General features: G+C 69.3%; 21 protein-coding genes. 6 read left to right on the top strand and 15 right to left on the bottom strand.

The genetic code is table 11. The features are described 5' to 3' along the window. Positions 1-512: 512 nt before the first annotated feature. Entirely contained in the window at positions 513-1466 is a 954-nt protein-coding gene (locus HHX37_RS27865; protein WP_259406820.1) for an STAS domain-containing protein, read from the top strand. Positions 1467-1586: 120 nt separating this feature from the next. Here HHX37_RS27865 and HHX37_RS27860 read toward each other — a convergent pair whose 3' ends face one another. Beyond that, on the bottom strand, positions 1587-1838 hold the full coding sequence (locus HHX37_RS27860) for a hypothetical protein (protein ID WP_182887365.1): 252 nt from the start codon (positions 1836-1838) through the stop codon (positions 1587-1589). 310 nt (positions 1839-2148) lie between these two features. Between HHX37_RS27860 and HHX37_RS27855 the strand changes: the two genes are divergently transcribed. Further along, a complete protein-coding gene (locus tag HHX37_RS27855) occupies positions 2149-3207 on the top strand; it encodes a ferredoxin reductase (RefSeq protein WP_182887364.1) in 1059 nt (352 codons plus the stop codon). An 11-nt stretch (positions 3208-3218) separates the two neighbouring features. Beyond that, complete coding sequence (locus HHX37_RS27850) at positions 3219-4328, top strand: fatty acid desaturase family protein (RefSeq protein WP_182883972.1); 1110 nt, start codon at positions 3219-3221, stop codon at positions 4326-4328. A gap of 43 nt (positions 4329-4371) precedes the next feature. Here the strand turns inward: HHX37_RS27850 and HHX37_RS27845 are convergent, their stop codons facing one another. From HHX37_RS27845 to HHX37_RS27830, 4 genes are all read right to left on the bottom strand, one after another. After that, a complete protein-coding gene (locus HHX37_RS27845) occupies positions 4372-6096 on the bottom strand; it encodes a SpoIIE family protein phosphatase (protein ID WP_182887363.1) in 1725 nt (574 codons plus the stop codon). Positions 6097-6880: 784 nt separating this feature from the next. Then, the gene (locus HHX37_RS27840; RefSeq protein ID WP_182882287.1) at positions 6881-7903 is read right to left on the bottom strand and encodes a cellulose binding domain-containing protein; all 1023 of its coding nucleotides are present in this window, start codon (positions 7901-7903) and stop codon (positions 6881-6883) included. A gap of 563 nt (positions 7904-8466) precedes the next feature. Further along, complete coding sequence (locus HHX37_RS27835) at positions 8467-8814, bottom strand: hypothetical protein (protein ID WP_182887362.1); 348 nt, start codon at positions 8812-8814, stop codon at positions 8467-8469. 376 nt (positions 8815-9190) lie between these two features. Continuing rightward, positions 9191-10726 (bottom strand): alpha/beta fold hydrolase, encoded by a 1536-nt coding sequence (locus HHX37_RS27830; protein ID WP_182887361.1) that lies wholly within the window; start codon positions 10724-10726, stop codon positions 9191-9193. Positions 10727-10964: 238 nt separating this feature from the next. Here HHX37_RS27830 and HHX37_RS27825 point away from each other — a divergent pair, with 238 nt between their 5' ends. Together HHX37_RS27825 and HHX37_RS27820 are read left to right on the top strand one after the other, a co-directional pair. Continuing rightward, positions 10965-11912 carry a methyltransferase domain-containing protein gene (locus HHX37_RS27825; RefSeq protein WP_220503212.1) on the top strand — a complete coding sequence of 316 codons (948 nt, stop codon included), beginning with the start codon at positions 10965-10967 and terminating at the stop codon, positions 11910-11912. Continuing rightward, the gene (locus tag HHX37_RS27820; protein ID WP_310740567.1) at positions 11913-12950 is read left to right on the top strand and encodes an MBL fold metallo-hydrolase; all 1038 of its coding nucleotides are present in this window, start codon (positions 11913-11915) and stop codon (positions 12948-12950) included. A 9-nt stretch (positions 12951-12959) separates the two neighbouring features. On the opposite strand, the gene HHX37_RS27815 is transcribed toward HHX37_RS27820, so the two are convergent. Both HHX37_RS27815 and HHX37_RS27810 read right to left on the bottom strand, forming a co-directional pair. Then, complete coding sequence (locus tag HHX37_RS27815; protein WP_182887360.1) at positions 12960-13724, bottom strand: SDR family NAD(P)-dependent oxidoreductase; 765 nt, start codon at positions 13722-13724, stop codon at positions 12960-12962. A gap of 34 nt (positions 13725-13758) precedes the next feature. Continuing rightward, complete coding sequence (locus tag HHX37_RS27810; RefSeq protein ID WP_182875033.1) at positions 13759-14319, bottom strand: NADPH-dependent FMN reductase; 561 nt, start codon at positions 14317-14319, stop codon at positions 13759-13761. Between the two features lie 85 nt (positions 14320-14404). Here HHX37_RS27810 and HHX37_RS27805 point away from each other — a divergent pair, with 85 nt between their 5' ends. Further along, on the top strand, positions 14405-14863 hold the full coding sequence (locus HHX37_RS27805; protein WP_182882292.1) for a MarR family winged helix-turn-helix transcriptional regulator: 459 nt from the start codon (positions 14405-14407) through the stop codon (positions 14861-14863). 104 nt (positions 14864-14967) lie between these two features. Here HHX37_RS27805 and HHX37_RS27800 read toward each other — a convergent pair whose 3' ends face one another. From HHX37_RS27800 to HHX37_RS27765, 8 genes are read right to left on the bottom strand one after another with little or no spacing between them, the layout of a single operon-like run. Beyond that, positions 14968-16770 carry an ABC transporter ATP-binding protein gene (locus HHX37_RS27800; protein ID WP_310740566.1) on the bottom strand — a complete coding sequence of 601 codons (1803 nt, stop codon included), beginning with the start codon at positions 16768-16770 and terminating at the stop codon, positions 14968-14970. Continuing rightward, the gene (locus HHX37_RS27795; RefSeq protein ID WP_182887359.1) at positions 16767-18710 is read right to left on the bottom strand and encodes an ABC transporter ATP-binding protein; all 1944 of its coding nucleotides are present in this window, start codon (positions 18708-18710) and stop codon (positions 16767-16769) included. Before HHX37_RS27795 ends, HHX37_RS27800 begins: the two co-directional genes overlap by 4 nt. Before the next feature lie 57 nt (positions 18711-18767). Beyond that, the gene (locus HHX37_RS27790; RefSeq protein WP_182887358.1) at positions 18768-19832 is read right to left on the bottom strand and encodes a threonine aldolase family protein; all 1065 of its coding nucleotides are present in this window, start codon (positions 19830-19832) and stop codon (positions 18768-18770) included. Next, entirely contained in the window at positions 19829-20392 is a 564-nt protein-coding gene (gene cpt, locus HHX37_RS27785) for a chloramphenicol phosphotransferase CPT (RefSeq protein ID WP_182882295.1), read from the bottom strand. The genes HHX37_RS27790 and cpt overlap by 4 nt, the downstream gene beginning before the upstream one ends. Then, positions 20389-21237, bottom strand: coding sequence for a TauD/TfdA dioxygenase family protein (locus tag HHX37_RS27780; RefSeq protein ID WP_182882296.1), 849 nt, complete (start codon positions 21235-21237; stop codon positions 20389-20391). The genes cpt and HHX37_RS27780 overlap by 4 nt, the downstream gene beginning before the upstream one ends. A gap of 1 nt (position 21238) precedes the next feature. Continuing rightward, positions 21239-22504 carry an ATP-grasp domain-containing protein gene (locus HHX37_RS27775; protein ID WP_182887357.1) on the bottom strand — a complete coding sequence of 422 codons (1266 nt, stop codon included), beginning with the start codon at positions 22502-22504 and terminating at the stop codon, positions 21239-21241. Beyond that, positions 22501-24090 carry an MBL fold metallo-hydrolase gene (locus tag HHX37_RS27770; RefSeq protein WP_182887356.1) on the bottom strand — a complete coding sequence of 530 codons (1590 nt, stop codon included), beginning with the start codon at positions 24088-24090 and terminating at the stop codon, positions 22501-22503. Before HHX37_RS27770 ends, HHX37_RS27775 begins: the two co-directional genes overlap by 4 nt. A 1-nt stretch (position 24091) precedes the next feature. Further along, a complete protein-coding gene (locus HHX37_RS27765; RefSeq protein WP_182887355.1) occupies positions 24092-25081 on the bottom strand; it encodes a class I SAM-dependent methyltransferase in 990 nt (329 codons plus the stop codon). Between the last annotated feature and the right edge of the window lie 26 nt (positions 25082-25107).

Raw genomic sequence — 25107 nt, 5'->3', positions numbered from 1 at the left:
TCCAGGTTGTGCGAACCCGCGAATTTCCGGCAGCGTAATCTAATCAGGAAAAGAGACTGCCGCCGGGCATCCGCGCCCGAAATCGGTCAGGGCAGGCGGGGTGCCGGCCAGCGCGGCGGGACAGTCTCCGCCAGCTCGTTCGGCGGGCACCGTCCGGACGGGACAGCGGCGGCAGGGTAGAGATCGGGAGCCGGCCCGATACGGGTGAGGGGCGCGACGTCGCACCCAGCGATGAACCTGGAGGCACCCGTCAGTGAGGTCGCTCCGGCGAGTGGCCTAAGCCCGTGAGATCTCTTTCATGGAGTTCCGGATGGTTCCCGACCCGTGCACCCGCGCCTGCACGGCTCTGAAAGTCACGGGCATTTTACTTTTCAAAATGGCGCCATTTCAGAAAACCAGGAGGTAATATCTAAACACCGAGGACTTCTCGTGCGTTGGCACTCAGGTCGGCGTCGCCCACGGCGAAATATCAGGACGCGGTCCTTTCGAGGACCAAGACAGGCCAGGCGATCATGACACCGACGCTGCTCTCTCCTTCCATCACACCGTCCAGCCCCCCTGCCGGCACAGCACCCGTCATCGGCTCCGACGTTCGGCTACGGTTGGCTCCCGTCCTTGGCCTGAGGGGCACCGTGGACGGGGCGTGGTGGCCGCATTCCCGTGACGCCACGGTGGAGCTACCGGGTCTCATCGCCGCCGTCGACCAGCGACTGGGCCTGACGACGCTGCGCGTCGGCGTGCACGTCGACGCGTGGGACCACATCCCCCACCGTGTCCAGGCCGGCGGACGCCAGGTCAAAGTGGGCTGGTTCCACAGTGCCGATCCTCGCCTCGTCACCCTGACATTCGCGGAGGCTGAGCCTGTCATCCTGCTGGTCGTCCCGCCATACACCGCGGACGGTCCCGCCGGGGCGGCGCTCATGCTCGCCAGTCAGGGCACGTGCGGCCCGCTCCCGGTCGACCTCCTCACCACCGCAGCCCACCACGCCATCGGTACACGGGATGCGGACGGGGAGAACAAGGGAGTGCACATCACTACGCTGCCGGCGGACCTGCTCCGCGGATGCCGAAACCGCCGATCGGACGCCCACCTGCCAAGCCTGCCGCCAGAGGACCCGTCTCGTTGCCGACCGGAGCATTCCATCGCCATCCGTGACCCCGCGCCACTTGGCAGAGCCGACCCGTCGGTTCCGACGACCATCCGGCTGTCCGGTGAGATCGACATCTTCACCAGTCCCGACCTGCGCGAGGATCTGCTGAACGTCCTGCGCTACAGCAGGAGCCTGCTCATTCTCGACCTGTCGGGTGTGGCGGCATGCGACGCCTGCGGGCTGGGCGTCCTGGTCGGCATCCAGCGCCGCGCCAAGACGATGGGGATCACCCTCTCCCTGAGCACACCCCGTCCGTACATGTCTCGGTTACTGCACGTGAACGGCCTGGACCGCACCATCCCGATGCTGGCGTAGCCGAAGGCCCTCGATCCGCGACGCAGGCGGCAAGCCCTCGCCACACAACAGGCGCGGCCGCGAACGAGCCAGTGACCCGGAGACGGGGGCCGAGCACCGCACAAGGCTCTACGCGACGGCTCAGAAGCTGCTGATTCGTGTCGTCGCGTAGGGAGCGAAGCGGGCTGCCACCACGTGCCTGAAGTTGACCACGTAGGTGAACGTATCCTGCTCGCCCTCGTGGGAAATCTGTAGGGACACCACAGTGCCCTGCTCCATCCAGCTGACGAGTCTCTCGACTGCGGGCATCGTGCCGTGCACGCGGAGAATCAGTTCCTTTTCCTTGCCAACGCTCAGCAAGTAGAGCAACCCGGCGGGAGCGTCCATGGCCATACGCTGCTCCTCATCGTGAGGGGACCGGGTCCACATGGGTATCCCCGCAAAGCCCTCCGCGTAGCATCCGCGTCGCCGCTTCGGGCGGGCTTCGCGAACCTCTTCCTGTAGCCGTGCTGCCGACTGGCCTCCGACGGGCCCGGCCGGCCTTACCGGTCCTGAACCGCTTCCTGAGCCCTTCGTGGCCACGGCCCACGGCTGCCGGACGCGGGCGCCGGGTACATGTCCGCGTGGATAGCCCGTTCAAGGCCTAGATCCTCGACTGCCTCGGGAAGGCTCTGTGATCCTTACGCGTGCATCCGCATCCCCTGTGGCGCTCCTACGCCGGCTGGCGACAGCCGCGCAGTGGCTGACGTCGCCGCTGGTTCCCGAGGACTATTTCGAGTTGATCAATCCGCTCTGGGGCGCGGGGGAACTGTGCGGCCGAGTCGAGGCGGTGCACGCGGAAACCGCCGACGCGGCGACCCTGATCATCCGCCCGGGCCGGAGCTGGATCGCACACTGTCCCGGCCAATGGGTCCGGATCGGCGTCGACATCGACGGACGGCGACACTGGCGCACCTTCTCACTGTCGTCGGCCCCGGGCAGGTCCGGCGATTGCGTCACCATCACGGTAAAGGCCGTGCGCGGCGGGCTCGTCTCCAACTACCTGGTGCGGAGCACAGCGCCCGGGGCGGTGCTCAGGCTGAGCCGGCCCGAGGGAGCGTTCGTCCTTCCCGAGCCACCACCGCCGCGCCTGCTGTTCGTCACCGCCGGGAGCGGCATCACACCGGTGATGGCGATGCTGGACGGCCTGCGTCTAGACAATGCGGACGGCCCGGACGTCGTGCTGGTCCATTCGGCGCCGACATCCGCCGACGTCATCTTCGGCGGGCGACTCCGGAGCCTGGCCGCGCGATGGCCGCGGCTGCGCCTGCACGAACGGCACACACGCTCTGAGGGGCGACTGCGGCCCGCGGAGCTGGCCCGGCTCTGCCCGGACTGGACCGAGCGGTCCATCTGGGCGTGCGGGCCACCGGCGATGCTCGACGACATCACGGCGTACTGGACCGGGCCCGCGGACGGCCTCCATGTCGAGCGCTTCAGTCTGGTGCCGGCAGCGGCAGCGGGTTCGGGGGGACACGTCCGCTTCACCAGGAGCGGCCGAGAAGCCGAGGCCGACGGCGAGACGCCGTTGCTGGCCGTCGGCGAGAACGCGGGGGTGCTCATGCCGAGCGGCTGTCGCATGGGCATCTGCTACGGATGCGTCGCGCGCCTTCGCTCCGGTCAGGTACGTGACGTACGGACCGGCCAAGTGCACGGAGACGCAGGGGAGATGATCCAGCCCTGCGTGTCGGTGGCGGCCGGCCCAGTCGAGATCGAGCTCTGAGAGGAACACGCATGCCTGCCACATCCCATCTGGCCCCAGTCGACGCCGAAGAGTTCGGCCGCGAGCTGGACAAGATCCGCGACGAGGTGCTCGCGAGCCTCGGCGAGCGGGACGCGGCTTACATCCGGGGTCTCATCGCCGTCCAGCGCAAGCTGGAGCTGGGCGGCAGGGCCCTGCTGTTCGCCTCCTGGCTGCCCCCCGCCTGGGCCGCCGGCACAGCGGCACTGGCCGTCGCGAAGATCCTGGAGAACATGGAGATCGGTCACAACGTGCTGCACGGGCAGTGGGACTGGATGCGGGACCCGAAGATCCATTCGACCACGTGGGAGTGGGACACCGCCTCCCCCGCCGACCAGTGGAAACACTCGCACAACTTCGTCCACCACACCTGGACGAACGTGCTCGGCAAGGATCGCGACATCGGCTATTCGGTGGTGCGGATCAGCCCGGAGCAGCGATGGCACCCGATCTACCTCGCCCAGCCGTTCTACAACGCGCTGCTGGCGCTCTTCTTCGAGTACGGCATCGCGATATACGACCTGGAACTCGAGCGCATCCCGTCAGGGAAAAAGGACCTCAAAGAGGCCCTGACCCAGCTCCGTGCCGTCGCGGGCAAGATTCGGCGCCAGGTTGTCAAGGACTACGTCGCGTTCCCGCTGCTCGCCGGTCCGGCCTTCCTCCCGGTCCTGCTCGGCAATCTGACCGCGAACATCGCGCGCAACGTGTGGGGGCACACCATCATCTTCTGCGGCCACTTTCCGGAGGGCGCGGAGGTCTTCACCGAGGACCGGCTCGAGAACGAGACCCGCGGCGAGTGGTACGTCCGCCAGCTACTCGGCTCGTGCAACATCGACGGCGGACGCCTCTTCCACATCATGAGCGGCAACCTCAGCCACCAGATCGAGCACCACCTGTTTCCCGACCTGCCCAGCAACCGGTACGCGGAGATCGCGCCGCGGGTCCGCGCCCTGTGCGAGCGGTTCGGCCTGCCGTACATGTCCGGCTCGCTGACCCGCCAGGCGGGCTCGGTATGGAAACGCGTCCTGCGGATGGCCCTGCCGGGGCCGAGCCCGCGGCGACCGGCGGCCGGGCTGCCGGCGTCGTTCACGGCGGCGGCCTGAGCCCGAGCGGATCCACTGCCGCATGACACGGCCCCCTACACGATCAGGTGTCAGCGCCGCACGCGGGAAGGCGCAGCGCGAGAAGGGCGACGTCGTCGGTGGTTCCGAGGGGTATGCGTCGGACGATCCCGTCGCAGAAGTCCTCCAGCGGGCGGTGAGCCGCGGCCGCGGCCTGACGCAGCAGCCGGGCCAGTCCGGTGGCCAGGTCGCTGCCGGGGCTTTCGACGAGGCCGTCGGTGTAGAGCACGAGGGTGCTCCCGGCCGGCATCGGCTCGACGGCGTCGCGCCTGGTTGATTCGATACCCAGGCGGAGCCCGAGCAGCAGATCCTGCCTTTGTTCCAGGTAGCGGGCACGCCCGTCAGGGGTGACCAGTAGAGGCGGCGGATGCCCGGCGTTGCTCCAGCGCAACTGCCAGGGACCCCCTTCGGGGCCCTCCACACGCGCGAAGATCATCGTGGCCATGGGCACATCCGTGACGGCGGACATCGCCTGGTCCACCCGGTTGACGACCAGGCTGGGCGAAACGCAGCGGTCCCACGCCAGCGTGCGCACCATGCTGCGCAGCTGGGCCATCTCGGCGGCGGCCTTGATGTCGTGGCCCACCACGTCACCGATGACCAGTGCGGTGACGCCGTCAGGCAGCAGGAAGGCGTCGTACCAGTCACCCCCGACCTGAGACCCCACCGGGGCCGGCAAGTAGCGCGCGGCCAACTGAAGGTGACCCACCTTCGGCAGGGGAGCCAACAGGTGATGTTGCATCGTTTCGGCCACCTCGCGTTGCTGGCCGAACAGGCGCGCGTTGCCCACCGCCAATCCCGCGCGACGTCCGATGTCGGTGACCAGCGTCACATCGGTGGCGTCGAAGGGGCGGGCCGGGTCGGTGCGTGCCACGGTGAGAGCCCCCAGCACCTGCCGCTGGGTGCGTAGCGGCGTGATGATCGCCGACACCGCTCCCCGGACCGCGAACAGCTCACGCTGCGCGGCGGCCATGCAGGAGCCCGCCTCACCGACCATCTCATCCGGGCCCAACAAAACGGTCTCACCCCGATCCAGCACCCGCGCCAGCAGGGGACTCGAGGGCTCGGGCAGCGGGGACCTCCTCGCCTCATCCGCAGGAGGGATCACCACCACCCGCTCCACCTCATCGTGATTGATACGCAGATCCACCACCGCCCAGTCGGCCAGCCGCGGGACGATCAGCCTGCCCAGCCGTCGCAAGGCCTCGTCCACTTCCAGCGTCTGGGTCAGCACAGAGGTGATCTCAGTGACCAGCGTCAGGCGGGCGTTGAAGTCCTCCAACATGGCCAGTTGGTCGGCCTGCTGACGAGAGAGGTTCAGCCGCTCGGTGATGTCGGTGAAGACGACGATCAGCCCGAGCACCTGCCCGCCCTCCTGCACTATCGGAGCGGCCGACAAGGAGACCGGCAGCAGGCTGCCGTCACCCCGCAGGAAGATCGACTCATCGCCGCGCGCCGGACGACCGTGCTCCAGCACTCCCATCAGCCGACAGGGGGAGCGAGGAGTCAGCCCGTCGTCAGCGCCCCTGTGCAGCAGATCGTGGGCATTGGCGCCCACCATCTCCGCCACGGAACGGCCCAGCAACGCCCCGGCCTGCCGATTCGCCATGGTGATACGCCCAGAATGATCAGTCAGATAGATACCTGCCCCCGCGCTGTCGAAGGCCGCCTGCACCAACCTCTGGTCGGGCAGCCCGGCATGGCCATGCGCACTGGGCAGATGCCGCATCATCGCCGCTCTGCCTTCCATCGATCCATCGCTGCCTACGCCCTACCCGCCGACACCCCGAGCACGCGGGGGACGCGCGGCCATATCGGGCCAGCCGGCTCCCGTGAAGAAGCCGGAGGATCCCGTCGACGACGAGGCACGGGCAGTACTCGCCAAGCGGGCCGACCCGTAGTGGGTCATCCCGGGCGCAACGCCGCTCCGAGCGCCTGCACTTCGCTTTCGACGCGACCTAAAGGGCGCATGGTTGCTCGGTGGTTACTCGTGTGTACGGGACACGGCGCGGCACACAGGGTGACTGAGCGGCAGAATCCCGGGGCCAATAGCGGACGGAATGATAGAAGTCGGCACGCGGCGACAGCAGACGGTACCGATCAAGGGCGCCTTTAATCCGTCGGTTCAGGGTTCGAGTCCCTGGCGCCCCACCTGCAATGAGCTGGGCAGACTCCACCGGTGGAGGGCGGCCCCACAGGTGTGCGGATCTGCGCAGCCGTGCCGGTAGCGCTGGTGCTTGATCTGCCAAAAAATCCGGAGCTGCCCCCGCTTCAGGTCCACGTACTTCCACCGCAGGCCAAGCGCCTCACATTGCCGAAGACCGAGCGCGAGCGCCACCGACCAGCGCGTGCCGTTCCGGCGATCCTTGGCGACGTCAAGGCGGCGGCGCGGCGCGCCGCCGCAGTGCGGCCCGTCGCTCGCTCGCCGTCCGGGCGTGCGGCCTAGGGGCCGGCGCCGGGGCGGCGGGTCGTGGTACGGCGACGCCGGCGCCTGTTACGGCACCGGAGCCGGTGAACCTTCGCCGGACAGCGCACTAGCTGGAAGGGGTGCGGATGCAGGCGGTGATGGGGGTGTTGTCGGCGCCGCTGGTGGTGGTGCCCTGGAGGCCGAAGGTGGTGGAGGCGTTGGGGGCCAGCGCTCCGTTGTAGCTCGCGTTCGTGATCGTGTACGGGTTGGCGAAGTCGTTGAGGCTGGCGTTCCAGACCCGGGTGATCTGCTGGCCGCCGGGGAAGGTGAGGGTGACCGTCCAACCGGTGGTCGCGGTGGTGCCGGTGTTGGTCACGACCACCTTCCCCTGGAACGCGCCGGGCCAGTCGCCGGCCGGGCTGTACACGGCCGTACAGCCCCTGGTCGGGCAGGCCGGGACGTAGACGGTGACCGGTGAGGTGAAGGCGGAGTAGTTGCCCGTCGCGTCACGCGCCCGCACCTGGAAGCGGTAGACCCCCACACCGGACTGGGTGAACGACGTGGTCGTCGTGGTGCCGGCCAGGGCGAACGTGCCGCCGGTGGCGCCGGGCGCACGCCAGATCTCGTATCCGATGACGCCCACGTTGTCCGTCGAGGCGGTCCAGATCAGCGTCACCGAGCCGCAGGTGACGGTCGCGGTCGGCGTACCTGGCGTCGTGGGCGGCTGCGGCTCCGGCGTCATCGTCGGGCAGGGGGGCAGCACGACCCGAACCGGCTCGGTGAAGGCGGAGGTGTTGCCGGCCGCGTCGCGTGCCCGCACCTCGTAAAAATACAGCCCCATGATGGGCTGGGTGTACGAGGTCGCCGAGGTCGTCCCGACCGGGACGAACGTGCCGCCGCTGTAGGGCGCGCCGTACACGTCGTAGCCGGTGACCCCCACATTGTCGGTGGAGGCGGTCCAGTTCAGCGTCACCGACAGGGGGTTGCATCCGACCGTGCTGCTCAGCCCGGTGGGAACCGTCGGCGGGGTGGTGTCGGCGAAGCGCGTGATCCGTGCGGGAGCCGTCGCCGCGAACGCGGGCGTGGTCACCACCAGCCCGGCCAGTGCGGTGAGCGCCGCGAGAACGATGGAGATGACTCGCCGTTGCATGGTGACTCCCTGGCGGCCAGGAGGCGGGGCGGGGCCTGCATACCGATCGACGCGCTACACAGACGGTAGAAGTGAGTGTCGCGGCCTGTCGCCAACGCGACCGGGCGGGTCGCGAAGATGCAGGTCGCGGATGCAACTTTCAGCCCGCCGGACCCGGACGGCACCGATCGGCGGGGCCCGCCCGTGCTGCCTGACTCGCACGACACCGGTCTGCGGGCGGCGCATCCACCGGGTGGCGAAATCCCGATCCCGGTCGAGGGTAAGCGGGCCCTGGGGCTCCGGGGCATGCGCCGCCGCCCAAGTGCAGCACGACGATCGCCATGCAGTGGCCGGCCATCTGACGGGGTTGGGGGGCGATCGACGGGGCGCCCAGCATGGTCATGTGGCTTCGCTGTCCATAGCGTGCCGATTGTGGAATGCCTTGGCTGTACAGCCAAGGGGCTGGGCGAGAGCGGACTTTGGCGAACGTCTACGGACACTACATCTCCAGGTCTGAGCCGACAGAGCTTGATCGAATCGTTTCTGGTAATCCGCAGCGTTCGAGTCCCCGGCGAGACTCCTATTCAGTCTTCACTCTCGTCAGAACCCGCCTGCACGTTGATGTGTCGCAGCGCAGCGCCGGACCGACGAGCATGCAGGTCGGCGTCCTGCAAAAGACCCGTGATCCTCCTCAGACGCTCACCAGCCTCGGCAAGCCGAGCCCCCGGGTCATCCCCGGTGTCATCGCTCAGGACATGCCGCTTCGGCAAGACTGCGACCTCGGCTCGCAGATGATCAGCCACGATGGCGGCCGCGTGGATCACCTTGCTCAGTAACTCTCCCGCCTCGTGTAACGCGGTCACCTCCATGGCGCGCCGTTCAATTGCGGCGTCCACGAGCTCACCGAAGCCGTTCAGGGTTTCTCCCGTCATGGGCATGATTTTGACCTATATCGGTAGCTCGCGCCGTCGGAGTAGCTCCACAGCTGTGACGCCGGGTTGCAGTCCAGGGTGATCCCGAGCCGTTCAGGGTGGATCGCGTATGCCCGTTGACACCCTCGCGCAGAAGCTTGAGTGGGAGGGCGGTGTCGGCGCGTTGCTCGGGCCCGAAGTCCCGAAGGGGTCCCGGTAGCAAGGGAGCAGAATCCAACGAACCTGCCCCTGGCCAGGGGGTACTTGGGTTTACTGGCCAGGGATACTTGGGTTTGGAGGGTGCCTGACAATCTCTGCTGCTGCGGTTCGTACTGGTTTCGGTGCGTATGTGGAGGTGGGTGGGGGCGCTCGCTTGTTTCCATGCTCAGGCCGAGGGTCAGCTCGCGGGCTTGAGGCCCGGGCAGCCCGCGTCGATCCGGCCCGTCTCGAAGTACTTCACCACCTCGGCGGCGCACTCAGGCACCTTAGTGGTCGAAACGTGCACGTCGTCGGCCACCTTGTAGACGGTGCCACCGATCACGCGGCGGGTTTGCAGCGCCCAGTCGTAGACGGACATGTACTCGTACAGGTGCGCGGCCAGCACCAGCGATCCGCCGTTCCGCTTCAGCGTGGCCTGCCGCACCGGCAGCGGCCAGCCGGAGCACAGCGCGGTCGTGCCCCAGGAGCGGCCGGTCGCCGGAAGGCGCTTCTGGAGCCGCTGGTAGTCATGCCAGGCGGTGTCAAAACTCGGTCGGCTGCTGTCCTCGTTGCACGTGACCGCCCAGTTCATGGTCATGTTCGTCATTTCGGGCGTGCCGGGCAGAGGTGCTCTCATCTGGGCGCCGAGCAGCTCCTTGACGGTGGGCGGGGCGGTAGTGGCATTCGCCGTCCGCAGCTCGGAGAGGGCCTTGCCCGCGCGTGCCCACTCAGTCGAGTTGCGCCCGGCCAGGTTGGCGACGGCCGAGCCATCGATCGGCTGCGGCAGGTCGGTATAGGTCTTGGGGTTCTTGTCGTACGTGGTGACGAGCTTCACCACCTGCTCACGCACCTGCGTGGCGGTGGTGCCCAAACCGTAGATCGCCTCACGGCGTGCCAGCCAGGTGGCCATGCGGCCGAAGTTGCGCTCGACCGCCGCCGCGCTCTCCTCGATGTGCCTGTCGAAACGGGTCCACGGCGGCGCTGGGCTGTCCAGGAAGACCCGTCCGGTGTGCATGGGGAACAGGCTCCGGTACGCAGCGCCCAGATAGGTGCCCCAGGAGAAACCGAGCAGGTTGAGCGTGCGGTCGCCCAGCGCGGTCCGTACCCGGTCCAGGTCCCTGGCCACGGTGTCGGTGGTGAGCTGCCGGAGGAAGTCCGGGTCGGAGTTCGCGCACTTCAGGTTGGCCGCGACTTGGGCGTCGTAGATCTTCCTGGCCGACTCCTTGGTCAGCGGGCCCGGCTTGTCCGGGCCTCTCGGGCCGGGCTCGCAGATGACCTTGGTGCTGTACCCGACCCCGCGGGGGTCGAAGCCGATGATGTCGTACCGCTCGTTCAGCTCGGCCATCTCATCGTTTCTGAGCGCGGCCCGCAGGATCGGGTCCAGATATCCACTGCCGCCCGGCCCTCCCGGCAGGATGGCGACAGTGCCCAGCCGGTGGTCCTCGTCCGTGGCGGCCAGCCGGGTCACAGCGATGTCGATCTTCGGCCCACCGGGGTCATCGTGGTTCAGCGGCACGCTGGCCGTCCCGCACTCCAGGCGTTTCATCAGGGTACGGAAGTCCGCGACGTGATCCTGCGTCACGCCCAGGCTCCGGATCACCTCGTCGGAGTGGGTGGGGCAGGACTTCCACGACACGCTTGGGCTGGAGACGGTGGTGGCGCCCGCCGCGGAAGGCTGCGCCCCCAGCGCCGTCAGGGCCAGCGTCAGTGCCGCCAACGATGTTCGGTTCGTCATGCGGACTATCCCTAACGCTGCGGGTGTTCAAAAGGCGTAAGGCCCAGCGCCACCCCGACGCCGTCCAACACTGCCAAGTCATGGTCAATGCACCGAGGACAGCTACCTCGTTCAGGATGGCAGCCGCTTTGCCAGCCCTTCCAGAACGGATCGTTGTGCTCTGAGGGCACGTCAGTACCCCTTCTGGCGCGTCACGGTGCAGAACCGTGCTGCAGGACGTGCGGGGTTCGCCGGCTGTGTGAGATATCCCTCTGCCGGCGTCGTGGCGCTGGTGGCCTGGGGAGGTGACCATGTGGTGATGACCTCCTCGCCCCGCCCGCCGCACGTCGGCGGCCGACCGGATCCGACAGGTGGGACTACCGCGCCCGGCGGAGAGCCCGCCCGGGGGTACCTGCTGGACAACGCGCGCGCCGAGGCGGGCGAGCGATTCGTTTGGCTGGCCGAGCTGTTCGACGGTGTGACGCGGGGGCACTTCGATCGACTGGGGGTCGGGGCCGGCTCGCGCTGCTGGGAGGTGGGGGCCGGTGGCCGCAGCATCCCGGAGGCGCTCGCGGCGGCCGTCGGTCCGACCGGGCACGTGCTGGCCACGGACATCGACCCGTCGTGGCTGGAGGCAGGCGACGGGTACGAGGTACGCCGGCATGATGTCGCCGCTGATCCGCCCCCGGAGCCGGGGACGTTCGATCTGGTGCACGCCCGGCTCGTGCTGGTCCATGTACCCGACCGGGCTCGCGCGTTGGCCAACATGGCGGCGGCACTGCGGCCCGGCGGCTGGCTGCTGGTCGAGGACGCCGACACCGCTCTGCAGCCGCTGGCATGCCTGGACGACAGCGGCCCGGCGCAACGGCGGGCCAACCGGCTGCGCGACGCGGTCCGGGAGCTGCTGACGCGCCGCGGCGCGGACCTGCGTTACGGCCGGACGCTGCCGCGGGCACTGCGTGAGGCCGGCTTGGTGGATGTCGCCGCGGCGGGCTCTTTCCCGGTCGGCGGGCCGGCCTGCGACCGGCTGGAGGCGGCGACCATCCGGCACGTGCGCGGCGAGCTGCTCGCGGCCGGCCTGGCCGACGACGCCGAGATCGACGCGCACTTGGTCGCCATCCACGCGGGAGAACTCGACCTGACACTCGCGCCGCTGATCTCAGCCTGGGGACGCCGCCCAGACGGCCACCCGCCGGCACGCGGTTAGGTGCGGATCCATTCCGACCTGCCCACCGCGCTGTTCGTCGAGGAGATTCTCGGGCCGCAGGAGCAGCCCATACGTGAGACACCCTCGATGGCGAGGCTGATCGGGCACCCCGACCTCGTTCGCTTCGCTCCTACTGCTTGCAATCTGCCACTACCCGGTACTACCGTCGCGGCGAGCGGTTGCAAATCACAAGCGGGAGGGGCCACCGTGCTGAGGCAGGTCGCGGACGGTGTGCTGGTCCACGAGAGCGAGTTCCTCCAGAGCAACGCCGTTGTCGTGCAAGGCCGCACCGGAGTGCTGCTCATCGACCCCGGGGTGCAGGACCACGAACTGGCCTGCCTCGCGAACGACCTGTCCCGTTCGGGCCGGACCGTTGTGGCAGGCTTCTCGACGCATCCTCACTGGGATCACCTGCTCTGGCACGCCCAGTTCGGCACGGCCCCTCGTTACGGCACGGCCCGCTGCGCGGCCGCTGTCCGGAAGCAGCTGTCCGACCCGGATGCGAAGGCGCGCATCACCGCCCACCTGCTCCCGACGGGCATCGCCGAGCGGGTGCCGCTGGACCTGCTCGGCCAGATCACCGCCCTGCCCGCCGGGACGGCGCGGATTCCATGGGACGGCCCTCAGGTCCGGATCATCGAGCATCAAGCGCACGCACCGGGCCATGCGGCGCTTTTCGTCGAAGAACGCGGGGTTCTCGTCGCCGGCGACATGCTCTCTGACGTCCTGATTCCGATGCTCGACTTCGCCGACACCGCCGACCCGATCGAGGACTACCTCGCTGCGCTGCGGCTGCTCGACGGCGTGGCGGGCGACGTCGACGTCCTCGTCCCCGGCCACGGGTCGGTCGGCGATGAGGTACGCGCACGGATCGACCAGGATCGGGCGTACGTGCACGCCTTGCGTGACGCCCATGTTCCCGGCGACCCGCGGGTCGGCCCGTCGGCCAAGCCCGGCTGGGAGTGGATGAGCGATGTGCACGACGGGCAAGCCGGGCGTCTCGCCAGAAGAAACAAGCGCGACGGGACGCCCGGCTAGCCGTACCGGCTACCAGGCGGTCGCGCCGCCGTCGGCCGCGTAGTTGGCGCCCGTGATGTACGCCGCCCGGTCGGAGGCGACGAAGGCCGCCAGCTCGACGATCTCCTCCGGCCGGGCGAAGCGCTTGAGGAGCGTCTTGCGGGTTATCGCGTCCCTGGCGGCCTGGTCGTCGCCGAGATCGCGGTCACTCGCCGGGGTGAGGACCGGCCCGGGGCTGATCGCCACCGCGCGGATCCCGTGGCGCGCGCCTTCGAGCGCGAACTGCCGGGTCATGCCGATGACCCCGGCGTTCGCCGCGCTGTGCGCGACCATCGGGGGGACCTCGCCGGCGATCGTGCCGGCCATGGACGCGACGTTGATGATGACGCCGCCGCCCCGCCGGACCAGGTACGGCCAGGCGAACTTCGACACGAAGAAAGGAATGTCGAGTTCGCCGGCGATGGTCGCCCGCCAGTCCTCGACCGAGAAACCGGGCATCGGCCCGAAGCGGGGCATGGCCGCGTTGTTGTAGACGACGTCGAGCCCGCCATAGGCCGCCACGGCCTCGTCGACCAGCCGCCGCGCCTGTTCCGGATCGGTGAGGTCGACGGGCGCGACGCCCGTCATGTCGCCTCCGGCGCGACGGACGAGTTCCACCGTCTCGTTGTTGGCGTCGACCTGGATGTCGCACCCGACGACCTTCGCGCCTTCTCGCGCGAAGACCAGCGACGCGGCCCGGCCCTGACCTCCGGCGGTGCCGGTGATCAGCACCACCTTGCCGTCAAGCGTTCCCATCGAGTTCCTCCTGATCCCCGTGTTCCGTACGAACTCACCGGGCGCGCATCGGCGCGAGCGCCGTGCTCCACGCCACGACCTGGTCCAACATCGCGGTGAGCGACTGAAGCTGGAACTCGTTGGGCGTGAACACGCTGAAATCCTTGAAGTCGGTGAAGAGCGACAGCGCCACCTGGGCCCGTACGTCGGCCATCTGGAGCTCACCGGCGATCAGGCGCAGGTGTTCCACCGCACGGGTGCCGCCGACCGAGCCGTAGCTGACGAAACCGACGGCTTTGTTGTTCCACTCGCCGTACAGGAAGTCGATGGCGTTCTTCAGCGCCCCCGACGTCGAGTGGTTGTATTCCGGCGTCACCATGACGAACCCGTCGAACGAGGCGATCTTGCCGGCCCACGCGATCGTGTGCGGCTGCGTGTACTGGCCCAGCGACGGCGGCAGCGCCTCGTCGAGGTGCGGGAGTTTGTAGTCGAGCAGGTCGACGAGCTCGAACTCCGCGTCGGTCCGCTGCGCGGCGACCTGGTGCACCCAGCGGGCGACGGCCTCCCCGTTGCGGCCGGGGCGGGTGCTGCCGAGGATGATCCCGATTCTGGTCATGACGATCTCCACTTCCAGCGAGAAATACTTGCTTCGCGAAGGAAGAGTATGGGTACTTCGTTCGTGAAGCAAGTAGAATGTGACCATGACTACATCGCGGCCGGTGCGGCCGCTGACCGCCGACGAGGACGCGTTGGTCCGCGCGCTCCCCCGCCTGATCTATGCGCTGCCCCGCGCCATCGACGCCGACATGGTGCGCGAACAGCAGTTGCCGCTCATCGAGTGGACCGCCCTGATGCGGTTGTCGGAGGCGCCGCAGCGGCGGATGAGGATGGGCGAGCTCGCGGTCGCCTGCGAGCTCTCCCTGAGCGGGATGACCCGCATCGTCACCGTCCTGGAGCGGCAGGGCCTGGTCGAACGGGTCAGGTGCGACGACGACGCCCGCGGGTTCAACGCCGTCCTCACCGACGCCGGCCTCGCCCGCCTGGAACAGGCGTGGCCGAGCAACCTGGCCAGCGTGCGCCGGCACTTTCTCGACCACCTCGAAGGCGTCGATCTCGCGCGCCTCGCCAGTGCGATCCAGAACGTCGCGGGTAACGCCTGACGCGGAGCTCGGGCCGCGCCACGTGAGCACCGCGCCTGCGCACGCCGCGCCGTCATGGGCCGCTCCCGGGTTGCGGTACGGGACCGTTGACGCGGCAGAACCGCTCAGTTCGCCGTGTACGCCCTGGCCTGGATGCCGTAGAGATCGGCGTAGCGCCCGCCGAGCGCGAGGAGTTCGGCGTGCGTACCGGCCTCCATGATCCGGCCTGCGCCGAAGACCAGGATCTGGTCCGCTCCGGCGATCGTGGAGAACCGGTGCGAGACGATCACGGTGACGGCTCCCGTCCGCGCGGCCAGCTCCCGCGCGCGGACCATGTACCGCTCCAGGATGGCGCCCTCGCTCGGCGCGTCCAGCGAGGCGGTCGGCTCGTCGAGGACGAACAGCAGGGGGCCCTGACGCATCGACGCGCGCGCGAGCGCGGTCTTCTGCCATTGGCCTCCGGAGAGTTCGACGCCTCCGAAGAGCCGGCCGAGCTGCGTGTCCATCCCGTTCGGCAGGCGCCTGACGAGCCCGTCCGCGTCCGCGGCCGCAACGGCGTCGGCCAGGCGCCCGGCGGCATCGGCGTGGGGCAGGTCGCCGAGCCCGACCGTCTCGGCGAACCGGATGCGGAACCTCCCGAAGTCCTGGAAGGCCGCACTGCACCGCGACCGCCACGCCTCGGTGTCCAGGTCGGACAGATCGGTGCCGTCGACCCGGATCGTGCCGGCGTCCGGGGTGTAGAACTTGGTCAGCAGCTTCACCAGCGACGTCTTGCCGGAGCCGAACTCGCCGACGATCGCCACCACCGAACCGGCCGCGAGGTGGAAGCTCACGTCGTCCAGCACCGGGCGAACCGTGCCCGGGTAGGTGAAGGTCACGCCCTCGAAGGCGATGCCGTCGCGCAGAACAGCGGGCGCCGGCAGCCGCTGCCCGGTCTGCCGGTGCCGCGCGACGTAGTCGCGCAGCCACAGGTATGGCTCGACGTAGGTGCCGGCGTTGAGTGCGACGCCCGCCCGGACCAGCGCCGACTGGACCGAGTCGCGCAGGGCCACCGCGACGGTGAGGGTGAGCACCACGTCGCCCGCGCTCGCCCGACCGGTCGCGGCGAGACGCAGGACGAGGACGAGTCCGGCGGTGAAGCAGAGGCTGAACATGAGCCAGCCGCCCAGTCGCCATCCGGCCGAACGCAGCCGTGCCGCCGTACGGCGGACCACCGCCTCGTCCCACGCGGCTCGCTGCCGCCGGGCGAGCTCTCCGCCGACGCCGGCGACCCAGATCTCCTTGCTCGTGGCAGCCTGCGTGGCCAGCGTGAAGAGGTGCCGCTGCAGCCGGAACGACTCGGCGGTATCGGTCTCCGCCCGGGCCACGCCACGCTGACCGTGCTGGTCGAGCGCCAACGCGACCCCTGCCGCGACGAGCAGCGGCAGCAGGACAGGGCTGACCGTACCGAGCAGCAGCATGAGAAGGAGCAGGCGCAGCCCGGCGAACACGACGTCGATCACGCTCCACAGCCCGTGCGTGAGCTTCCACGACGCGTGGTCGAGCACGGTCACCCGGTCGAGGAAGTCGCTGTGCTCCAGGTGTTCGAGCGTCTCCACCGACGCCAGGAAGCGCTGGATCCTCGGTTCCAGGTGCAGCTGCGCCACGGAATCCGCGACGATCACGGACAGGTGGGTCTCCAGGCTCGGGCCGAGCACCGTCGCCGCGGCCGCGAGGGCGGCGCAGCCGGCCATGACCATGGCCTCCGTCGAGTGCCCGGCGAGAGCCTGGTCGATGACCGCGCGGGTGGACAGCGCCAGCGCGGCGGTGGTGCACGCCGAGACGAGTTTGAGGCCCAGCAGCATGACGACCTGCGGTCGGTCGGCTCGCCACGAGAGGGCGAACAACTCACCCCACAGCCGTACGGAACTCCATCGGCGCGAGCTCACGAGATCTCACCGTCCTCGGCGCAGTCGTTGTAGCCCTGCCGGAATCGCTCCGCCTGGATGTTGAACAGGTTCGCGTAGACCCCGTCGGCCGCCATCAACTGCGCGTGGCTGCCGGACTCGGTGACCCGTCCGCGGTCTATCAGCACGATCCGGTCCGCCTGCCGCACCGTGGAGAGGCGGTGCGAGATGAGCACCACGGCGGCGTCACCCCGGTACGTGGCCAACCGGTCGAAGACCTCGAACTCGGTCTGCACGTCGAGGTGGGCGGTCGGCTCGTCCAGAACCAGTACGCGCGCTCCCGTACGCATGGCGTAGAGGGCGCGGGCGAGCCCCACCTGCTGCCACTGCCCGCCTGACAGGTCCACTCCGCCCCGGCGGGTCCGGGCGAGCGGGGTGTCCCACCCGAGGGGGAGACGGTCCACCACCGCGTCCAGCCCCGCGGCCAGGCCGGCGGCCTCCACGGCGTGGCGGTCCGGCGGGACACGCGAACTGCCCAGCGCCACGTTGTCCGCGACCGACAGGTGGTAGCGGACGAAGTCCTGGAAGACGACCGACAGATGCCGCCGCCACCTGTCGAGGCCGATGTCGCGGATGTCGGCGCCGTCATAGGTGATCCGGCCGCCGGTCGGCTCGTAGAGACCGGCCAGGAGTTTGACGAGCGTCGACTTCCCGGCGCCGTTGAGGCCGACCACCGCGAGCAGCTCCCCCGGCCGGATCTCCAGGTCCAGCCTGTCGATGACGGCGCGGTCGCTGCCGGGATAGGTGAAGCTGACCCCCTCGAACCGCACCGTGCGAGCCTGCGGCTCCGTGCCCACCCGCTGCGCCGTCCGCCCCGGCGCTCCCGCGTCCGAAGCGCCCGAAGCGCCCGAAGCGCCCGAAGCATCTGCAGCGTCGAAAGCCTCTGGGGGTACGGAGACCGGCGGCACGTCAAGCGCCTCGCGCAGGCGGTCGGAGGCGTTGAGCGCGCTGACGGCGCCGAGCACGTCCCGCGGGTCACCCCAGAAGGTGCGGTAGATCACCGCGCTCGCCGATATCGCCGCGGTGCCGGCCGCCAGCGACACACGCCCGGTCGCGGCCAGGTACGCCGCCGAGACCATCGCGGCCGCCAGCGGACCGACGACCATCGGCGCCAGCAGCCGGTGCCGGGTCAGCGATGCCCGCTGATGAGCCCAGACCGGCGCGTACTGCTCGCGCGTGTGGTGCAGCTGGCGCCGCACGACGTGCTCGCCGAGGCCGAAGATGCGCACTTCCTTCGCCGGCCCGGCGTCGAGGTTCGCGTCACTCCACACCCGGCGGCGGTGGTACTCGGTCTGACCACCCCGCCACAGGACGAACCATCGGTCGATGTCACGGCTGCTCAGCCACTGCACCGCGATCGCCGGAAGCACGAGCAGCGGGACGAGCCACCACGCGCAGACGGCGAGAACGACGGACGTACTGGCCAGCGTGAGGGCGCGGCCGACCATGACCACGAGCGCGACGGCACCCGCGCCTGGGGTCCGTTCCGTCCAGTTGCGCGGATCGGCGCGGGCGAGTTCGACGTGGCCCTGCACGGACGGCCGTTCCAGCGCGGCGATGGTGCGGCCGGTCGAGACGCGGCGGCTCAACTCGGACCGGTAGGCACCGTCCAGCCGAAACGCCACGAGGTAGTGCAGCGGCTCCTTCGCGGAGTCGATCAGGTTGCCGACGAGCATGACCCCGACCAGCGCCGCGGCCGGGAGCGTCAGCGCGCCGAGGCCGGCGGCACCCTCGCCCAGGGCCGCCACGAGGCGGCCGACCAGGAGCCCGAGAGCCGCGGCGGCGGCCGCGGGCGACAGGCTCTCGACGATCGTGACCACCACGAGGCCCCCGACCGGCAACGGGCCGGCGGCTCGCAGCATCTTCAGCAGACGCAGGCGTACCAGCACCTGCCGCCGCGCGGACACCCATGTCACAGGCATGTCAATCAATCCTCTCGGCGACACCGCGGGCCACGACCGAGATCCCCGACAGGGTGACTAGCCGGCCAGCTCCTCGCGGATCACTTCGACGAACGCGTCCACGTCGGCCTCGGTCGTGTCGAACGCGGTCATCCAGCGCGCCTCACCCGGGAGGCGACCCGAGTCGTAGAACCGCACCCTCTTACGGATGCGGTCCGCCGCCTCCCGGGGCAGGACGGCGAACACGGCGTTGGTCTGCGTCGGCTGGCTGAAGCGGAGTCCGCTGATCTCGCCGGCGGCCAGGCGCTCCTCCAGCGCCGCCCGCAGCCGCGCCGCCATCTCGTTGGCCCGGCTCGCCAGGCGCAGGTGCAGATCGCCGTCGAGCAGCGCGATGAACTGCGCGCTGACGAAACGCATCTTCGAGGCCAGTTGCATGTGCTGCTTGCGCAGGTGAGCGAGCCCGCTCACGGCCCCCGGCCTGAGCACGACGACCGCCTCGCCGAAGAGCATGCCGTTCTTGGTGCCCCCGAAGCTGAGGACATCGACCCCCGCATCCGTGGTGAAATCCCGCAACGGGACACCCAGGGCGGCCGCCGCATTGGATACGCGCGCACCGTCCATGTGCACGGTCATGCCCTTGGCATGGGCGTGGTCGGCGATCTCCCGGATCTCCTCGACGCTGTACAGCGTGCCGAGTTCGGTGCTCTGAGCGATGCTCACGGCCAGGGGCTGCGCACGGTGTTCGTTGCCCCAGCCCCACGCCTCGCGGTCGATCGCCTCGACGGTGAGCTTTCCGCCGGGCGCGTCGACGGTCAGCAGCTTGAACCCGCCGACCCGTTCCGGCGCGCCGCTCTCGCTGTTGTGCAGGTGTGCGCTGTCCGCGGCGATGACGGCTCCCCATCGGGGAAGCATGCCGGTCAGAGCCGTGATGTTCGCGCCCGTGCCGTTGAAGACCGGGAAGACCTCGGCCTGCTCGCCGAATTGCGCACGCATCACCTCGATCAGGTGCGCGGTGTAGACGTCCTTGCCGTAGGCCCTCTGGTGGCCTCCGTTCGCCTCCACGACGGCGGCGATCACCTCGGGGGGCACGCCCGCGCAGTTGTCGCTGGCGAATCCGCGGTCGTTCTCGTCGTGACGTCTCATGCGCGGACGGTGCCGGCGCGCGCGGCCTCGGACATGTACGCCATGACGGCCCGCGCGCACTCCAGCGACTCGGCACGGCCGGTGTCGACCTCCACGTCGTAGACGACGCCCTCGTGTACGACCTCGGCCTGCGACACCGCCATTCCGATCACCCGGTCTCCGCGTGCGATCTCCCTTTCCGCCGCGATCTCCGGGGCACAGCGCACGCCGACCCACAGCACGTCGAGGCCTTCGAGGTACCGCCGGGTGCGCTCCTGGGAGACACCGCCCCCGAGGAACACCTCGTCGAGGATGATCCGTGCCCCGGCTTTGGCCATCGCGGCGATGCCGCGCATCCAGGCGTCCTGGAGCCGCATGAACTCGTCGCCGACGTTGACCTCGCCGTTGGGCCCGAAGGTCAGTCCGGACTCCGACTCCAGCATCGAAGGCGGCAGCCGCTCGATCAGGTCGTCGACGCCGAAGCTGATCCACGGGTCCGGCAGGATCTCCTTGAGGCGGCGCACCATCGTGGATTTACCCGCGCTGGATCCACCGTTGAGCACGATGACCTGGGTCGTCACTGGATGGGTTCGCCTTCCAAGAGAATGCGCTCCATCTTTCGTATGTGCGGGCGGTAATCGGATACAGCATAGTGCTGGGCGCGAAGATTGTCCCAGATCGCGACGTCTCCTGCCTCCCACTGGACGCGGCACTGGAATTCCGGCCGCCAGGCCAGCAGGTGCACCATGTCGAGAATGCGCCGGCTCTCCTGCTCCTCCAGGCCCTCGATGCGGATCGCGGAGGATTTGTTGGAGAACAGCACCTTCTCCCCCGACGACGGATGCGTGAACACGAGCGGGTGCGTCTGCGGTGGATATTTCTGGCGTATCCGGCCGCGTGTCTCGTCGTCGGCGAAGGCGGAGGAATAGATCCGCATCCAGTCGTGGACCACCCGCAACTCGTCCAGTTCCGATCGCAGCTCGTCGGACAACGATCGGTAGGCCGCGCCCATGTCCGCCCAGCAGGTGTCGCCACCCCACGGCGGGATCTGCACCGCCCGCAGGATCAGGCGGCCCGGAGGCACCCTGCGCCAGTACAGGTCGCTGTGCCAGACGTTGAGATTTCCCGTGTGCTTCTCGTCGTGGTAGATGCCGGTGATCTCCGGATATTCGTGATAGGGCTGAAACGGTGAGATCCCATGGACCACCGGATCGTCCTCGGAGATGAACGGATGCGCCTCCGGCCGGCCGATCCGCCTGGCCACTTTCGCGAAGGCGTGCCGGTCGAGGTGCTGCTGCTTGAAAACCACGACCTTGTGCCGCCGGAGCAGCTCGTCCACAAAGGCGCCGAGTTCCGGATCGGCCGGATCCAGCCGGTACCCGTCGACGGCGACGCCCAGATAGGTTCCCAACCGCCTGGTGTTCATGTCAGTCTCCCGTCACGCTGACCGAGTAGGTCGCGGCGATCTTCTTCATGTCGTTCTCCACCGCCGCGGCCGACTCGCCGAGTACGACGAACCTGCCGGCGGTGTTCCACACGTCCGAGGACCCGTCGAGCACGTCGCCCACCGCGGGGACGGCGGACCACGCCACCGAGCCGGGCAGGTCGCCGAGCCCGCGGACCTCGACGACCCGGCATCTCCGGGCCTCGTCCATTGGCACGAACATCCATCCGGACGCCGGCAGGCCTGGGTGGCGGTGCGTCTCCGGCGGTCCCGCCAGCTCCGACGGCCCGCCGGTGCACGCCAGCACGGCCTCCCGGGGCAGGTCCACGCCGTAGCTGGTGCGGTGGTGGACCGGGACGCCGGCGCCGCCGAACCGGTTGCCGATCTCCAGGAACACGATCTCGTCGTCGGGGGTGTGGAACAGCTCCAGATGGAAGACGCTGTCGGTGAGCCCGAGGGTCCGGAGGACCGTCTCGGCGAAAGTGAACATCCGCGTCGCCAGCGCCCGGTCGTCCAGCACCACCGAGATCATCGGCTTGCGCTCGTGCTGGAACGCGAAGGCGGTGGTGACGTACCTGGACGGGCACAACCAGCGGACCACGCCGTCGCGGACGACACCGTCGAGGTGGAACACCGAGCCCTCGACGAACTCCTCGGCCTCGTACCGCTCGCCGATGCCGCCGGCCTCGGCGAGCGCGAGCAGTTCCCCGGCGCCCTCAAGAATCCGTACGCCGAGGCTCGCGGCCTGGCTCCGCGGCTTCACCACGATCCGGCCGGGCACCTGGCGGGCGAAGCGCGCGAGGTCCTCGCGGGGGGTGTCCGGACCGAGCGGCAGGAAGCGCGGCACCCGCACCCCGGCCTGGGCCAGCACCCGCTTCATCCCCACCTTGTCCCGGCACAGCCGCGCGGTCCGCGGGCTCGTGCCGCCGACGCCGAGGTGCTCGCGCAGGCGCGCCGCGGGCAGCGTGGTGTGTTCGTAGAGCCCGATGACGCCGGCGGGCGGGCCGAACTCGCCGGCCAGTTCGCGGGCGAGTTCGCAGATGCGGCCGGAGGCGCGGTCGTACGCGTCCAGGTCCCGGGAGTCCAGGTCCAGCGGTGCGATCCGCGCGAACCGGCCCGCCACCTCCGCGGGGAGGCGGGCCGCGCTCCCCCTCGACATCACCGCCGTCACGGTGTGGAGGTCGAAGTCCACCGCGTGCGCCTCGGCGGCGTGGAACCCGACGCAGATGACGTGTCCTCCGGTGGTCATGACCGCAACCTGAGCGACTCGCGCAGGTAGAGGTGCTTGGCCGTGCCACCGAGCGCGTTGACGTAGTCGACGAGTTTGCCGCTGTCGACCATCGCGGGGTGGCTCTCGTCGTAGTCCACGCACATCACCGCGCCCAGCCAGGGCTCCTGGCCCATGGCGTACACGTAGACCCTGGACGCCCCCAGCGCGTCGACTATCGCCGCCGCCTGTTCGAAGTTGCTGCCCCGCAACCGCCGCCCCGCGTCGATCCTGCGTTCCAGCCGCTCGGGGAACAGCGGCCCGTAGAGCCAGCTGACCGGGGCGCCGACGCTCTCCATCCCGATGAACACCGTGTCCACCTTGCCCACCGCCGCGGCGACCTGCGGATAGAGCTGCGGCGAGATGTTGGTGGAGTCCGCGGCGAACAGGACCCGGCTGCCGTCGAGGTCCAGCAGCCAGCCGGACTTGGTGCGGATCCTGATGTCGCCGTGCTCGCCGAGGAACGGCAGAGCGGTGATCGTCCCACCGGGCGTCTCCAGCGTTTCGAGGTCGTCCAGCTCGACGACGTCGTGGAAACCCAGCACGCGGAGTATTCGCCGCAGGTCCGGGTCGACGAGGCTCGAATGGGAGGATTTCGCGATGACCACCCGGCCCACCCGGTTCCTGATCCTCAGCAGGGTCTCGAGCAGCATGTGGTCCTGGTGGTTGTGCGTGATCAGCACGTAGTCGATGTGCTCGGGAAGGTCGTCGAAGGTGAACCGGCCCGGCGCGCCCCCCGAGTAGCCGCCGTAGCTGATCACGGGGTCGACCAGGAACGAGACACCCCGGTGACGGACGTACACGCACGCGTGGCCGACGTACTCGATGACGTCGCCGGTCGGACGGACCGGCGGCTCCCCGTCCTGCTCGAAGAACGTGCGGAAGACCTCGGCGCGCTCGCCTGCCAGGCCGAGCCCGGCGACGACCCGGTCCAGCTCCTCGGTGGTGAGCCCGCCCCGGAACACCGCGTCGAGCAGCTCGGAGTCCAGCGGGACGGTGACCAGCACCTGCTCCGGGCCGTACTCCAGCACGGGGGTCGTCAGCGCGAACTCCCGGGTGTCCTGGTGGACGACGGAGAACCTGACCTGCTGGTAGCCGCTGTCGAAGTAGCGGGACGAATACAGGAGAGGTTCGATGAACCGGTAGTCCGGGGTGCGGTTGTCCCGTCCGTAGAATATCTCCACACGGCCGGCCAGCGGCTCCGGCAACCGCTGGTAGGCGTCCTCCATCGAGGCACCGGTCTGCGCGGGGAGGATCGTCTTCTCGAATTCGTCGATGGCGGCGGCGAGTTCCGTCAGCGGCGCGTACCGCTCGGCCGCGGCGTCGTACCACCGCTTGATGGCCTCGTACGAGCCGTCCCGTTCGTGGACGAACGGACCGCCTCGGAAGCGGGCCTGCTTCAGCGCCGTCCGGTGTGCCTGCGGGTTGGCCAGGTACGACTCCACCAGCGGCCGGTAGTGGTTCTGCCAGTACTTGGCGAGCGTGTGCGGCGGCAGCAGGTACGACCAGGCGTACCACCCGGCGACCGCGGGCTCCGCGATCACGTTCCCCTTCAAGGACAGCGTCATGTCAGTCTCCGCGCTCGCAGATGTAGTACTGGAACAGGTAGTCGTCGGCCCGCGCGACGGTCTGCGTCACCCGTAGCCCGGCGTCCGCCAGGTCGGCGGCGTCCACCAGAAGAGGACTGTGGCCGAGCAGGACCATCAGCCCGCCCGGCCGCAGAGTGCGGACCAGTCCCGGCAGGATCTCCCGGGCCCGGGCGGTGGAGACGACCTCGGAGTTGAGGAATCGGCTGAACAGGATGTCCACGCTGGCAGGGGCGACCGCGGGCCGCATCGCGTCCTCGTGGAACACACGCTCGATGTGCTTGCCGGCGAAGTCGACCATCTGCCTGCTCAGATCCTGGCCGACGGTGCGGATGCGGGCCGGGTTCAGGGCCGCGAAGTCGCTCAGGAACCGGCCGGTGGAGCACGCCGGGTCGTAGGCGAGGACGTCCGCGTCCAGACAGGCGAACCGCGGCTCGAAGACCTCCCTGGTGTACCGCCGGATGTGCTGCTCGCCCAGAGCGAGAAACGCGGCGCGTTCGTCGCTGACCAGCCAGCCGTCCGGCGGGCTGGTCTTCTCGCGGCCCGGATCTCGCTGCTTGCCGAACGGATGCACGATTTCGGTCAGCGGGTTGATCAGGTCGAACGCGGTCCGGCGCGCGGCGACGTCGAGCGGCCGGAACACGACCCGCGCGTCCTCGTCGGACACCCGCACGGAGTCGACCAGCCCGACCACGTTGAACCAGTAGATCCGGCTGCAGAACACGCCCGGCATGTTCGCGTCGACGACGTAATCGGAGATGGTCTTGTAGCCCGCATACCATCCGCGGCCTTCGAGCCGGAAAAGGAAAAGCCGCTCAGGATATCCGGTCAATTTCTCCCGCAACTGGCAGCCGCCGGGGCCCTGCCATCGGGAGAAATCACCCCGCATCAGGTCGGCTCTGGCGCCGAGCTCGCGGTCGACGAAGGCCGGGTCCAACGGCTCACCCGGCTTCCAGCTCAGGTCGCGGTCCATCAGTCAATCCCTTGGGAATAGTGGAA

Origin of the sequence: Microbispora sp. H10885 (assembly GCF_014161415.1) — a bacterium.
GTDB lineage: Bacteria > Actinomycetota > Actinomycetes > Streptosporangiales > Streptosporangiaceae > Microbispora > Microbispora triticiradicis.
This window is presented reverse-complemented; position numbering and strand designations above follow the sequence as displayed.

Coding starts and splice junctions, on each gene's coding strand:
- HHX37_RS27865 (WP_259406820.1), top strand. CDS start 513: ATGACACCGACGCTGCTCTCTCCTTCCATCACACCGTCCAGCCCCCCT.
- HHX37_RS27860 (WP_182887365.1), bottom strand. CDS start 1,838: ATGGCCATGGACGCTCCCGCCGGGTTGCTCTACTTGCTGAGCGTTGGC.
- HHX37_RS27850 (WP_182883972.1), top strand. CDS start 3,219: ATGCCTGCCACATCCCATCTGGCCCCAGTCGACGCCGAAGAGTTCGGC.
- HHX37_RS27845 (WP_182887363.1), bottom strand. CDS start 6,096: ATGGAAGGCAGAGCGGCGATGATGCGGCATCTGCCCAGTGCGCATGGC.
- HHX37_RS27840 (WP_182882287.1), bottom strand. CDS start 7,903: ATGCAACGGCGAGTCATCTCCATCGTTCTCGCGGCGCTCACCGCACTG.
- HHX37_RS27835 (WP_182887362.1), bottom strand. CDS start 8,814: ATGACGGGAGAAACCCTGAACGGCTTCGGTGAGCTCGTGGACGCCGCA.
- HHX37_RS27830 (WP_182887361.1), bottom strand. CDS start 10,726: ATGACGAACCGAACATCGTTGGCGGCACTGACGCTGGCCCTGACGGCG.
- HHX37_RS27815 (WP_182887360.1), bottom strand. CDS start 13,724: ATGGGAACGCTTGACGGCAAGGTGGTGCTGATCACCGGCACCGCCGGA.
- HHX37_RS27810 (WP_182875033.1), bottom strand. CDS start 14,319: ATGACCAGAATCGGGATCATCCTCGGCAGCACCCGCCCCGGCCGCAAC.
- HHX37_RS27805 (WP_182882292.1), top strand. CDS start 14,405: ATGACTACATCGCGGCCGGTGCGGCCGCTGACCGCCGACGAGGACGCG.
- HHX37_RS27795 (WP_182887359.1), bottom strand. CDS start 18,710: ATGCCTGTGACATGGGTGTCCGCGCGGCGGCAGGTGCTGGTACGCCTG.
- HHX37_RS27790 (WP_182887358.1), bottom strand. CDS start 19,832: ATGAGACGTCACGACGAGAACGACCGCGGATTCGCCAGCGACAACTGC.
- HHX37_RS27780 (WP_182882296.1), bottom strand. CDS start 21,237: ATGAACACCAGGCGGTTGGGAACCTATCTGGGCGTCGCCGTCGACGGG.
- HHX37_RS27775 (WP_182887357.1), bottom strand. CDS start 22,504: ATGACCACCGGAGGACACGTCATCTGCGTCGGGTTCCACGCCGCCGAG.
- HHX37_RS27770 (WP_182887356.1), bottom strand. CDS start 24,090: ATGACGCTGTCCTTGAAGGGGAACGTGATCGCGGAGCCCGCGGTCGCC.
- HHX37_RS27765 (WP_182887355.1), bottom strand. CDS start 25,081: ATGGACCGCGACCTGAGCTGGAAGCCGGGTGAGCCGTTGGACCCGGCC.